Source organism: Agrobacterium sp. A3-95 (genome assembly GCF_053521785.1).
In genome coordinates, this window is the sequence record NZ_JBNWDR010000006.1 from 80469 (window position 1) to 92516 (window position 12048).

The window sequence follows — 12048 nt, forward strand, 5'->3', positions numbered from 1 at the left end:
TGAAATACCCGGTCTCGAATATAATCGGGATATCCGTTTCGCGCGCGCGGAGCCTGGCAAAATATTGCCGCTTGCGTCCTCCCCATTTGATAACTTATGTTGGCAATGTTCTCAGGGCGGGGTGCAATTCCCCACCGGCGGTATCGGGATTTTCCCGGAGCCCGCGAGCGCTTCCGGTCTCCAACGCCGGAAGGTCAGCAGATCCGGTGAGAGGCCGGAGCCGACGGTATAGTCCGGATGGAAGAGGACAAGGCAAAAGACGCCCGCATGCAGCGGGCTTCGCATTGCATTGTTCGCCCAAGGGATATTTGGCGCTTCTTGAAGCGCGAAAATGCCGCAAAACGGCATAACCCTTGAAAGGCTTGAAAGAAAATGACCATTGCTAAAATTGAAGACGCAATCGAAGCCATATCCCGTGGCGAGATGGTAATTGTCGTTGACGACGAAGACCGCGAAAACGAAGGCGATATCATCGCCGCGTCCGACAGCATAACCCCGCAGCAGATCGCATTCATGATGAACCATGCGCGCGGGCTGATCTGCGTCGCCATGCCGGGAGAGCGCCTCGACGCGCTCGACATTCCGCTGATGGTGTCGCGCAATACCGAATCCCTCAAGACAGCCTTCACCGTCTCCGTGGACTATATTCCCGGCACCACGACAGGCATTTCCGCTGCAGACCGGGCAAAAACCGTGCGTGCGCTGGTGTCGGAAGGCTCGCGTCCCGAAGACTTCGCCCGCCCCGGCCATATCTTCCCGCTACGCGCCAACCCTGCAGGCGTGCTCGGCCGCACCGGCCACACGGAAGCCGCCGTCGATCTGTGCCGCCTGTCGGGCAAGTACCCCTGCGGCACCATCTGCGAAGTCGCCAATGACGACGGCACCATGGCCCGCCTGCCCCAGCTGGAAATCTTCGCCGAACGCCACGGTCTGCTCGTCGTGACGATCAAGGACCTCGTTGCCTATCTGAAGGGCGAGGTTGTCGAGGAAGTGGCGCAGAAGCAGGTTGCCTAGTCTTCACGCGCCTGTGCGGTGAATAAAAAAACGCCCGGCGAAAGCCGGGCGTAAAATCAAAAGGCAGACCACCTTACTTCTTGCACGTGGTCATCAATTCGGGCGGCGCTGCCGCGCAAACCCTACCAGCAGCAGAACCCGCCATCTACCAAAAGGTCCACGCCCGTCACGAAGCTCGCCGCATCTGACAGCAGGAAGATCGCCGGGCCGACCATTTCATCGACGCCCGCCATGCGCTGCATCGGGGTCTGCTCTTCGAACAGTTTCGTCTGGTGCACCATTTCCGGCCGCGTGTTCATCGGCGTCGCGGTGTAACCCGGCGAGATGGTGTTGACGCGGATGCCGCGCCCCACCCATTCCATCGCCATGGATTTGGACATGTGGATGACGCCAGCCTTAGATGCATTGTAGTGGCACTGCATCAGACCGCGATTGACGATGACGCCGGACATGGAGGCAATGTTGACGATTGCGCCGCGACCGTTCTTCAGCATGGCATTGGCTTGCGCCTGGCAGGAGAGGAACACACCCTTCAGGTTGATGTCCATCATCGTCTGGAACTGGCTTTCCTCCATTTCCTCGGCAGGATTGGCGTTGGCGATGCCGGCGGCATTGACGGCAAGCGAGAGAGCTCCGAGTTCGGCCTGCGTGCGTGCTACCGCTTCGCTCAGCGCCTGCTTGCTGGTAACATCGGCGGCGATCTGGATCGACTTGCGACCAGTTCTGGCAATGAAATCAGCCGTCTGCGCCAGGCCGTCATCGGTGCGGCGGTCAAGCAGCGCGACATCGGCACCGGACTGGGCAAGCCCCATGGCGATCCGCTGGCCGATGCCGGAACCGGCACCGGTGACGAACGCCACCTGGCCGGAAAGATCGAAGAGTTTCGGCGCGTTGAGCGTGATGGTGGACATTCTCTATTTCCTTCTTCAGATGGTTGCCAGTTCCATGACCGAGACGTCGTTGGCCTCGTCGCGATTGAGGATTCCGGCCTGTTTTCCCTGCGCAAGAACGAGGATACGGTTTGAAACGCCCAGCACCTCTTCGAGATCGGAACTGACGACGATGACGGCAACGCCGCTTTTGGCCAGACCGACGATAATATCGTAAATGCCAGCCCGCGCACCGACATCGATGCCGCGCGTCGGCTCGTCCAGCACAACCACGCGCGGGTTACGTGCAAGCCATTTGGCAATGACGACCTTCTGCTGGTTGCCGCCGGAGAGATCCGAGGCAGGCTGTTCGCTGCGGCCCTTCACGCCGAATTTGGCAATTGCCTCCTTCGTAAAAGCACGCTTGATGCTAGGCGTTATCCAGCCGGTGCCGACACGGTCGAGATTGGCGTAGATCAGGTTCTCACCGATCTCATGCTCGACAACCAGCCCTTGAAGCTTGCGGTCTTCCGGCACCATGACGATGCCCTTCGCAATCGCATCCGCCGGGCTTTTCAGCGTCAGCACCTGTCCATCGAGCAAAACCTCGCCCGCACTGGTCGGATCGGCACCGGAAATGGCACGCACCAGTTCGGTACGCCCCGCGCCGATCAGCCCGGCAATTCCAAGAATTTCGCCTGCACGCACGCCGAAACTGATGTCGCGGAAAGAATTGCCCGCGCCAGTCAGCCCCTTGACCTCCAGCACCGTTTTTTCCTGCGGTTCGGGCAGCGCCGGGAACAGGCGTTCCAGCGACCGGCCGACCATGCTTTCGACGATGGTGCGCACCGGTGTCGCGCTGTCTTCAAATTCATGCACCCGCTCACCGTCGCGCAGCACGACGATGCGGTTGGTGATCTGCTTGATCTCTTCCATGCGGTGGGAAATATAGATGATGCCTACGCCCTCTGCGCGCAGCTTGCGAACCTGCTCGAACAGTGCCTGGGTTTCCGCACCGCCAAGGGCCGCCGTCGGCTCGTCGAGGATCAGGAGCTTGGCATCGAGCGCCAGCGCCTTGGCGATTTCGATCAGCTGCTGGTTCGCGGTCGAAAGGCCCGCCACCTTGCGGGTTGCGGGAATATGCAGATTGAGACGCGCCAGCTGCTGCTGCGCCCTTCGCACCATTTCGGCGCGGTCGACGATGCCGTTCTTCATCGGCCAGCGGCCGATGAAGACGTTTTCGGCGATGGAAAGCTCCGGCAGAAGCTTCAGCTCCTGATGGATGAGTACAATGCCCTTGTCTATCGCCTCACGCGGCGAAGCGGGCGTATAGGGCTGGCCAAGCCAGGTCATCTTTCCTTCTGACGGCTCGCGGGAACCGGCGATGATGCCTGACAGGGTGGACTTGCCCGCCCCGTTTTCACCCAGCAACGCCACGACTTCACCCGGATAGACGTCGAGATCGACGCTTTTCAGAACCTCGAGCGGGCCGTAACGTTTGCTGATGCCACGGAGCGAAAGAACCGGCTCGCGCATGACGGGACCTCCTGGGAAACACGCGTGGCAGCGATGCGCCACGGCTTAGCGTCCGAATTGCCTGAAAACGAACAGATGACGCCCCCGCGCATCCGGCTGGAGTGCGCGGGGGCGGATGCATCAGGGGTGATTGGCAATGAAGCCGTCGACGTTTTCCTTCGTCGTCAGCGTCGCCTCGGAGAGTTGCACGGCCGGAACCTTCTCGCCGCCGACGATCTTGACGGCCATTTCCACAGCCGTGCGGCCCATCTTCTGGGTCTGCTGCGTCGCTGTCACGTCAAAGACGCCGTTCTTCAGCGCCTCAAGCGCTGCCGTGTCGCCATCGAAGCCGCCAACGACGATCTTCTGCGAGGGGTTGGCGACCTTGATCGCCTGTGCCGCGCCGAGCGCCAGACCGTCTGCCTGGGCAAAGACGATGGAAACGTCCGGATTGGCCTGCAGCATGTTCTGCATGATCTGGAAGCCTTCATCCTGGCTCCACATGTTGGACCACTGTTCGGCAACGATCTTCACGCCGGAATTGGCCTTGACCGATTCCATGCAGCCCTTGGTGCGGTCGACTTCCGGTGTCGTGCCCTTCTGGCCATGAATGATGACCATCTTGCCCGAGCCGCCTGCCTGCTTGATGATGTAGTCGCAGACCGACTTGGCGGAAGCGACGGAATCGGTGGCGAGGAAGGTATCGCCCGGTGCGCCGTCGGCATTGCGGTCGATGTTGATGACGGGCACACCGGCCGCCTTGGCAAGTTTGACCGGAACGGTCGCCGCAGCGGCACCAGCGGGAATATAGATCAGCGCGTCGATGTTCTGCGTCAGGAGATCCTGGATCTGGTTGACCTGCGTCGGACCGTCGCCCTTGGCATCGACGGTGACGACGGTGATGCCGCGCGTCTTGGCTTCGGCTTCGACGGCCTGCTTGATCTGGTTGAAGAAGTTCGCCTGAAGATTGGCAACGGCAAGGCCGATCTTCTTGACTTCGGCGGCGTTGGCCGAACCGAGCGACAGGGCGAGAAGGGCGGCGGATGTCAGCAGAATGCGTGAAAATTTCATGATTATTCCTCCATTTGTTGATTTTTGACCTTCGGGCAGATCAAACCTCCTCCCCTTCGGCCGCTTTTCACGCCTCCCATACCGGGAGGGTCGTCTATTGCGCGGACGGCTCATCGCCCTCCGCAGGCAAATTCAGCTTCTGCGCCGGCGCAATGTTTCAGCGCCCACGGCCAGCACGATAACCACACCGATGATGACCTGTTGCAGAAAGGGAGAGACATTGAGCAGGTTGAGGCCGTTGCGCAGCACACCGATGATGAGCACGCCGATCAGCGTTCCGCCGATGCCGCCGGCACCGCCCGAAAGCGAGGTCCCGCCGATGACGACAGCCGCAATCGTATCCAGCTCGTAGCCAAAACCGCTGGAGGGCTGCACCGAGTCGAGACGGGCTGCAAGAACGATACCCGCCAGACCGGCAAGAACCGCACAGGCAACATAGACGCAGATCGTCACCAGGGCGACGTTGATGCCGGCAAGTCGCGCCACTTCCGGGTTGCCGCCAACCGCATAGACGGTGCGGCCTTCGGAGCGAAAGCGCAGGAAAAGAAACGACACCAGAACAACGACCAGCATCAGCAGCACGGTCGCCGTCAGCACGCCGAAATGGCGGTCGATGGCCAGCATCATGAACCAGTCAGGGAAACCGACGATCTGCTGACCATCCGTGATCATATTAGCAAGGCCGCGCGCCACCGACATCATGGCAAGCGTCGCGATGAAGGCCGGAACCCGGAAGGCGGTGACGAGAACGCCGACGACAAGGCCGCAGGCTGCGGATGCGATGAGCGCCAGCATGATGGCCATGCCCATGGGCATGCCCGAGACATTGGCTGTCCAGCCCATGATCATCATAGACAGCGCCAACACCGAACCGACGGACAGATCGATACCGCCGAGCAGAATGACGAAGGTCATGCCAACGGCCATGATGCCGAGCACGGTGATCTGGTCGAGGATGTTGAGACCGTTTCGAAGCGACAGAAAATTTTCGCTGGTGAAGGTCAGGAAGACACACAGCAGCAGCAGGCCCAAAAGAGGTCCGGTCGCACCGCTTAGCCAGGCAAGCGGGCTTCTGGTGTGCGTAACCCCCTCATTGCGTTCAAGCACGGACATGGCTCCTCCAAGTGGCTATCTTGCATTTTTTAAACCGATTAGAATAATTATTCATACTCGGTGAAACATGCATAAGCCAGTTGAGAGAAACTTGTCAATAGGCTTGGAGGGCGGGACGGGCCTTGCGGGTGATGGGATGGCTTCACACTTGCGCCTCTCATCCCGTTCCGGTGCGCATCGCGGGAATCCAGCGCAAGCGCGCCTGCGTGGCAAGGAGAGCCCTTTCAGCCAAAGGACTTAGGCTGAGCAGGTTCCTTTGACGGACCGAGGAATGAGGCGGGGAGGTGCGCTTCATCATTGGTGAAAATGAAGTGGCAGAAATAATCGGCACGGATTGAAACAGGACAATTCACAATTCCGGCTTGACAGAAACGCCACGTCTGCAATTATATAAACAGCTGTATAAATATTCACACGCATGTTTTGAAGAGGATCCCATGCAGCCCACAGAGCTAGAGCGCATTGCGCGCCAGATTCGCCTTCGCGACGTCCAGGCTGTTTTCGAAGCGGGTGCCGGCCATATCGGCGGAGAAATGTCGGCGATCGACATCATGACCGCCCTTTATTTCCGCGTATTGCGCATCTGGCCGGAAGAACCGAAGAACCCTGCCCGCGACCGTTTCGTGCTGTCGAAAGGCCACACCGCCTGCGCGCTTTATGTGACGCTCGCCAAACGTGGCTTTATCCCGGAAGAGGAAATCTCGACCTTCCTGCAACCCAATTCCCGCCTCAATGGCCACCCCAACTGCAACAAGGTGCCGGGGGTCGAGACCAATACCGGCCCGCTTGGCCACGGGCTTCCAGTTGCCGTCGGAATGGCCAAGGCGGCCAAGCTTTCGGGAGTGGATTACCATACCTATGTCATGACCGGTGATGGCGAGATGCAGGAGGGCTCCAACTGGGAAGCCATCATGTCCGCCGCGCAGTTCGAGCTTAACAATCTGACGCTTATCATCGACCATAACCGTTTCCAGCAGGGTGCTGCGATCTCGGAAACCAACGATGTCGCGCCGCTTCGTCCGAAGCTTGAAGCATTCGGCTGGGAAGTGAGCGAAATCAACGGCAACGCGATGGAAGAGATCGTTCCGGCGCTCGAACATCGTGGCGAGCGCCCGCATTGCATCGTTGCGCACACCAATAAGGGTCACGGCATTTCGTTCATGCAGGACCGCGTCGACTGGCACCACAAGGTTCCAAGCAAGGAACAATACGAAATTGCCGTCAAAGAACTTTCGGAGGCATTGTAATGAACGCGCCCGTAACCGCCGCCAAACTCTATGATTGCCGCGACGCCTTCGCCGAAACGCTGGAAGCGCTGGCCGCTGCAAACGACAGGGTCGTGGCCGTCTGCAACGATTCAGTCGGCTCCTCGAAGCTCGGCGGCTTCAAGTCGAAATTCCCCGAGCGCCTCGTCAATGTCGGCATTGCCGAACAGAACATGGTGGGCGTCGGCGCCGGCCTTGCCAATGGCGGCCAGCTTCCCTTCGTCTGCGGCGCATCTTGTTTTCTGACCGGTCGCGCGCTGGAACAGATCAAGGCAGACCTCGCCTATTCCAACGCCAATGTGAAGCTCATCGGCATCTCCTCGGGCATGGCCTATGGCGAACTGGGTCCGACGCATCACTCGATCGAGGATTTCGCCTGGACCCGCGTTCTGCCAAACCTGCCGGTGATTGCCCCCTGCGACCGCATCGAAACGGCCGCCGCCGTCAAATGGGCTGCGGACTATGCCGGCCCCTGCTTCCTGCGCCTGTCGCGCGTCGGCGTGCCGGACCTTCTGCCTGATGGCCACGTCTTTGAACTCGGCCGCGCCAACCTGCTTCGCGAAGGTTCCGACATAACGCTGATCGCCAATGGCACGCTGACACACCGCATCGTCAAGGCCGCCGATATTCTGGCCGGTCGTGGCATCAAGGCGCGTGTGCTTAACATGGCAACCGTGCGCCCGATCGACGAGGCGGCCGTCATTGCCGCAGCGAAGGAAACCGGCGCAATCCTGACGGCTGAAGAACATTCGATCTTCGGCGGTCTCGGCTCTGCCATCGCCGAAGTTGTTGTCGATCATGCCCCCGTGCCGATGAAGCGCCTCGGCGTTCCGGGCGTCTTTGCCCATACCGGCTCGGCAGAATGGCTGCTCGATGAGTTTGGCATGGCACCCGCGGCCATCGCGGAGGCTGCAGCAGCGCTGCTCAAGAGAAAGTAAGTCTCCTCCCAGGGTCGTCGCGTGTCTTCGGATGCGCGGCGACACCCTTTGCAATATCGTCGTTTAATCACCGCAAGGCTGAAACGAAAAAACTGCCGACGAAAGAACTCAAGTGATGCGCGCCATTCTGTCCATTGATCAGGGCACCACCAATTCCAAGGCCATTCTCGTTTCTGAAACAGGAGAATTGCTGGCGCGCGGTTCATCGCCGGTCGGCATCACCTATCCACAGCCCGGCTGGGTGGAGCAGGATCCGAACCGTATCTGGGCGTCGGTGCGCGAAGCGATTTCCGCCTGCCTGTCTTCGGCACCCTCCGCCGTCAGCATTGAAGCCATCGCCATTTCCAACCAGCGCGAATCGGTGACGATCTGGGACGGTGAAACCGGCGAGCCGCTCGGTCCGGTCTTGAGCTGGCAATGCCGCCGCACTGCGCAGGAATGCACCGATCTCATCGGCAAGGGCCATTCCGAACGTGTCATGGCGCTAACCGGCCTGCCTATTGACCCGATGTTTCCCGGCGCCAAGATGCGCTGGCTGTTGGAGCGTGCGCCGAAGGGCCGCAGCCTTCGCCTCGGCACCATCGATAGCTGGCTGATCCACTGCCTGACCGGCGGCAAGGTGCATGCCTGCGACGCCTCCAACGCGGCCCGAAGCCAGGTGCTCGATCTCAAGCGGCAGGTGTGGAGCGAAGAGCTTTGTGACCTTTTTGGCATCGACATCAACGCCCTGCCCGACCCGCGCGACAGCAGCGGCGACTTCGGCGTGACATCAGGTGTTCCCGGCATCAAGGACGGCACGCCTATTCTGGCTGCCGTCGGCGACAGCCACGCCGCCCTCTTCGGCCACGGCGCCTTCAATCCCGGTGACGGCAAGGTGACGTTCGGCACCGGCTCATCGGTGATGACGACGCTGCCGCATTTCATCGCGCCAGAGCGCGGCATCACCACGACTGTTGCCTGGAGGATTAACGGCAAGCCGACTTTCGCCTTCGAGGGCAATATTCTTGTTTCTGCCGCCTCCCTGCCGTGGATGACGGACATTCTCGGCCTGCCAGATGTCGCATCTCTTGTGGAGCTTGCCGCGACCGCTGAACCAGATGGCCCCGGTTTCGTCCCGGCCTTTGTCGGCCTCGGCGCGCCCTATTGGGATTCCAATTGCCGCGCGCTATTTTCGCAGATCAATTTCAGCACAAGTCGCGCGCAGATGGCCCGCGCCGTTACCGATTCCATCGCCTTTCAGGTTTATGACGTCTTCTCGACCATGCGCGCGCAGTCGCCCTCCGGCTTCGGACAGCTGTTCGTGGATGGCGGGCCGAGCCAGAACCGTTTCCTCATGCAATGCGTCGCCGACATGCTGGACCACCCCGTCATCCAGCGTGACGCGCCGGAAGCCTCCGCGCTTGGCGCGGCCTATCTTGCCGGCCTCGCCCTCGGTCTATGGAGCGATCTCGACGCCATCGCCGCGCTCAACAGTCACGGCAACGCCATCGCGCCTTCGTCCGGTGACGGCAGGCAACGGCTTGCCGTCTGGCGCGACGCGATTGCGCGCTCGACGTTACCTGTGACGTCGGGTAAGGGTGAATAAAAATTCACCCTGGAGGGCTTATGGGCAGGATCAACGAACTTCGGATGATATCCCGCGTGGCGCAGATGTATTTCAGCGAGCACAGGCGGCAGGCGGAGATTGCCGAACATCTCAATCTTTCGCAGGCCACCGTGTCGCGCATGCTGAAGCGTGCCGAAACGGAAGGTATCGTGCGCACCAGCATCATTCCGCCGCCCGGTACCTATAGCGATCTTGAAGCACAGCTTCGCGAACGCTTCGACCTGCCGGAAGCCATTGTCGTCGATTGCAGCGAGGATCGCGACGGCGCGATCATGGCCCGCATCGGCGAGGCTGCCGCGCATTTTCTCGAAGTGACGCTGTCGCAAAACGAGATCATCGGCGTTTCCAGCTGGAGCCAGACGATCTTCAAAATGGTGGAAAACATCCATCCGCTGAAGGGCGCCAAAGCGCGTTACATCGTCCAGACGCTGGGCGGCATGGGCGATCCTTCCGTGCAGACGCACGCGACCCAGATCACCACCCGGCTGGCGCGGCTGACGGAGGCCGAACCGAAATTGCTGCCGGTCCCCGGCGTCGCCACCTCTCGCGAGGCCAAGCTTTTGATGCTGGCCGATCCCTTCGTGCGCGAAACAATTGATCTTTTCGGTTCGATCACGCTCGCAATCGTCGGTGTCGGTGCCGTCGAGCCATCAGAGCTTCTTGCCCGCTCGGGCAATATCTTTTCCGCCAAGGAGCTTGCCGATCTCGCACAGGCGGGCGCCGTGGGCGATATTTCGCTCAGGTTCTTCGACAAGGACGGCAAGCCCGTCAAGACACCGCTCGATGACCGGGTCATAGGCCTTCCGCTGGAGAACCTCTCCAATGTCGACCGCGTCATTGCACTCGCCGGCGGCTCGAAAAAAACCGAGGCGATCGCCGGTGCGCTCAGAACCGGCGTGATCGATGTCCTTGTCACCGACAAATTCACCGCCGAACGACTGGTCGGCACAGAAACATAGCCGTTATCCCATAAGGAGGAGACATGAGGCGCTTTGAAGGTCAATCCGTATTCGTGACCGGAGGCAACAAGGGCATCGGTTACGGCATCGCCCGCCGTTTTGCCGAGGAAGGCGCGAAAGTCGCCATCGCCTCTGTCGACAAGGACACCAATGACGCCGCCAAAAAGCTGGCGGACGAAACCGGCTCAGTCACCCATGGCGTGATCCTCGATGTGCGGGATGCGGCGGCGGTGCGCGAGGCCTATGGCGCGGCCGAAGAGGCAATCGGTCCCCTTTCCATCTCCGTCCAGAACGCCGGCGTCATCACCATCTCCAAGATCGAGGAGCTGACGCAGGAACAGTGGGATTTCAACCTCGATGTCAACACCAAGGGCGCGTTCCTGTGCTGCCAGGAGGCGATCCGCCGCTTCCGCGCAAGTGGCACCAAGGGCCGCTTGGTTAACACCGCCTCCGGCCAGGCCCGCCAGGGTTTTATCTATACCCCCCACTACGCCGCTTCAAAATTCGGCGTCGTCGGCCTCACGCAAAGTCTGGCCAAGGAACTGGCGCCCGAAGGCATCACCGTCAACGCCATTTGCCCCGGCATCATCCACACCGAAATGTGGGATTATAACGACCGCGTCTGGGGCCAGATGCTCGGTGACTACAAGCCCGGCGAACTCATGGCCGAATGGGTGCGCAACATTCCAATGCGCCGCGCAGGAACACCAGCCGAAGTGGCAGCCTTGGTGGCGTTTCTCGCCTCCGAGGATGCGGCCTACATCACCGGCCAGACAATTAATGTCGATGGCGGGCTGATCATGTCGTAGCACTCAACCAATCGATGACGGCATCTGCGTTCTTCTCTGGCGGATGGACCGGGTAAAAGACATGCTTGATAACGCCCGTTTCGATAATCATCGTGAGCCTCTTGAGCAGTGTCAGGCCTCCAGCCTGGAAAGTTGGAAGGCGAAGGGCTGACACCAGAAGGAGTGAATGATCGGAAAGCAGAGGAAACGGCAGGTGAAGCCGCTCTGCTGCCTCTCGCTGATACTCCGTGGTCTGCGTAGAAAGGCCAAACAGACGCGTTGCTCCCAATGCCTTCAGTTCAGCGAAATGATCACGAAAGGCACAGGACTGTGGTGTACATCCCCTCGCGCCGGGTATTGCGTCCCATCCGTCAATCGCCTTTCCTCCGGGCGGGCTTGTCCGGGGGTAAGCATAGACCACGGTTAACCCCGGCTCACGCAGATCGACGGTCGTGCCATCCGTCGCAGCCAAACAAATGCCAGGCAACTCCATCCCGGGTAAATGCCTGGCTGCTCCGTCGTCACGTGGGGTAACTAATTGCTCATCCCCGCCGGGTTCAATCATTGCCACCTCGTTGCTCTTCCTGTCTGTCGACGTTGCGAAGTTAGCCGATTTTCATACTACCGCAATGTCTTGTGCGCAGGTGCAAAGCTGCCATAGCGATTCGCGCCGTCAGCCTTGATGGAATACGAACGCCACACCTTCATTCGATTTGACAAAGTCACCGATTGCCAAGTCTCTGACCGATAGTATCGATTTGGAATTTTCGCTGAAGCGATGTTCTGGGGCAACGGCTTCTTCGTCTTGGGATCGCTGCTACCGGGTGGCCACCACTGTCCCCATTTCCAAAAGGCAATTGCTGCTCTCGGCAAATACGTCCTGCTGACTGAGATCCACTTTTTTCGGCGA

At 60.1% G+C, this 12048-nt stretch carries 11 protein-coding genes and 1 riboswitch; of the genes, 6 read left to right on the plus strand and 5 right to left on the minus strand.

All coding sequences use genetic code 11. The features are described 5' to 3' along the window. Positions 1-103: 103 nt before the first annotated feature. Positions 104-253, plus strand: a riboswitch (FMN riboswitch). A 119-nt stretch (positions 254-372) separates the two neighbouring features. Next, positions 373-1014 carry a 3,4-dihydroxy-2-butanone-4-phosphate synthase gene (ribB, locus tag ACQZ5Y_RS16645; RefSeq protein ID WP_174051456.1) on the plus strand — a complete coding sequence of 214 codons (642 nt, stop codon included), beginning with the start codon at positions 373-375 and terminating at the stop codon, positions 1012-1014. Between the two features lie 122 nt (positions 1015-1136). Here the strand turns inward: ribB and ACQZ5Y_RS16650 are convergent, their stop codons facing one another. From ACQZ5Y_RS16650 to ACQZ5Y_RS16665, 4 genes are all read right to left on the minus strand, one after another. After that, complete coding sequence (locus ACQZ5Y_RS16650; RefSeq protein ID WP_111801291.1) at positions 1137-1925, minus strand: SDR family oxidoreductase; 789 nt, start codon at positions 1923-1925, stop codon at positions 1137-1139. A 15-nt stretch (positions 1926-1940) separates the two neighbouring features. After that, the gene (locus tag ACQZ5Y_RS16655; protein WP_174051454.1) at positions 1941-3419 is read right to left on the minus strand and encodes a sugar ABC transporter ATP-binding protein; all 1479 of its coding nucleotides are present in this window, start codon (positions 3417-3419) and stop codon (positions 1941-1943) included. Positions 3420-3539: 120 nt separating this feature from the next. Then, positions 3540-4469, minus strand: a complete 930-nt coding sequence (locus ACQZ5Y_RS16660; RefSeq protein WP_003517083.1) for a sugar ABC transporter substrate-binding protein — start codon at positions 4467-4469, stop codon at positions 3540-3542. A gap of 132 nt (positions 4470-4601) precedes the next feature. Continuing rightward, a complete protein-coding gene (locus tag ACQZ5Y_RS16665) occupies positions 4602-5582 on the minus strand; it encodes an ABC transporter permease (RefSeq protein ID WP_174051452.1) in 981 nt (326 codons plus the stop codon). Between the two features lie 437 nt (positions 5583-6019). Between ACQZ5Y_RS16665 and ACQZ5Y_RS16670 the strand changes: the two genes are divergently transcribed. The 5 genes from ACQZ5Y_RS16670 (at position 6020) to ACQZ5Y_RS16690 (ending at position 11159) form a co-directional block, all read left to right on the plus strand. After that, entirely contained in the window at positions 6020-6829 is an 810-nt protein-coding gene (locus tag ACQZ5Y_RS16670) for a transketolase (protein WP_174051450.1), read from the plus strand. Next, positions 6829-7785, plus strand: coding sequence for a transketolase family protein (locus ACQZ5Y_RS16675; protein ID WP_013637522.1), 957 nt, complete (start codon positions 6829-6831; stop codon positions 7783-7785). Before ACQZ5Y_RS16670 ends, ACQZ5Y_RS16675 begins: the two co-directional genes overlap by 1 nt. A gap of 115 nt (positions 7786-7900) precedes the next feature. Beyond that, positions 7901-9370, plus strand: coding sequence for an FGGY family carbohydrate kinase (locus ACQZ5Y_RS16680; protein WP_065662772.1), 1470 nt, complete (start codon positions 7901-7903; stop codon positions 9368-9370). A gap of 20 nt (positions 9371-9390) precedes the next feature. Further along, the gene (locus ACQZ5Y_RS16685; RefSeq protein ID WP_013637520.1) at positions 9391-10350 is read left to right on the plus strand and encodes a sugar-binding transcriptional regulator; all 960 of its coding nucleotides are present in this window, start codon (positions 9391-9393) and stop codon (positions 10348-10350) included. Between the two features lie 23 nt (positions 10351-10373). Beyond that, complete coding sequence (locus tag ACQZ5Y_RS16690; RefSeq protein ID WP_003517095.1) at positions 10374-11159, plus strand: SDR family oxidoreductase; 786 nt, start codon at positions 10374-10376, stop codon at positions 11157-11159. Here the strand turns inward: ACQZ5Y_RS16690 and ACQZ5Y_RS16695 are convergent. Continuing rightward, positions 11149-11703 carry a peroxiredoxin gene (locus ACQZ5Y_RS16695; protein ID WP_003517097.1) on the minus strand — a complete coding sequence of 185 codons (555 nt, stop codon included), beginning with the start codon at positions 11701-11703 and terminating at the stop codon, positions 11149-11151. The genes ACQZ5Y_RS16690 and ACQZ5Y_RS16695 overlap by 11 nt on opposite strands. Positions 11704-12048: the final 345 nt, after the last annotated feature.

Bases quoted from the DNA above. Each gene is read 5' to 3' on its own strand.
- ribB (WP_174051456.1), top strand. From the start codon at position 373: ATGACCATTGCTAAAATTGAAGACGCAATCGAAGCCATATCCCGTGGC.
- ACQZ5Y_RS16685 (WP_013637520.1), top strand. From the start codon at position 9,391: ATGGGCAGGATCAACGAACTTCGGATGATATCCCGCGTGGCGCAGATG.
- ACQZ5Y_RS16665 (WP_174051452.1), bottom strand. From the start codon at position 5,582: ATGTCCGTGCTTGAACGCAATGAGGGGGTTACGCACACCAGAAGCCCG.
- ACQZ5Y_RS16655 (WP_174051454.1), bottom strand. From the start codon at position 3,419: ATGCGCGAGCCGGTTCTTTCGCTCCGTGGCATCAGCAAACGTTACGGC.
- ACQZ5Y_RS16695 (WP_003517097.1), bottom strand. From the start codon at position 11,703: ATGATTGAACCCGGCGGGGATGAGCAATTAGTTACCCCACGTGACGAC.
- ACQZ5Y_RS16650 (WP_111801291.1), bottom strand. From the start codon at position 1,925: ATGTCCACCATCACGCTCAACGCGCCGAAACTCTTCGATCTTTCCGGC.
- ACQZ5Y_RS16690 (WP_003517095.1), top strand. From the start codon at position 10,374: ATGAGGCGCTTTGAAGGTCAATCCGTATTCGTGACCGGAGGCAACAAG.
- ACQZ5Y_RS16670 (WP_174051450.1), top strand. From the start codon at position 6,020: ATGCAGCCCACAGAGCTAGAGCGCATTGCGCGCCAGATTCGCCTTCGC.
- ACQZ5Y_RS16680 (WP_065662772.1), top strand. From the start codon at position 7,901: ATGCGCGCCATTCTGTCCATTGATCAGGGCACCACCAATTCCAAGGCC.
- ACQZ5Y_RS16660 (WP_003517083.1), bottom strand. From the start codon at position 4,469: ATGAAATTTTCACGCATTCTGCTGACATCCGCCGCCCTTCTCGCCCTG.
- ACQZ5Y_RS16675 (WP_013637522.1), top strand. From the start codon at position 6,829: ATGAACGCGCCCGTAACCGCCGCCAAACTCTATGATTGCCGCGACGCC.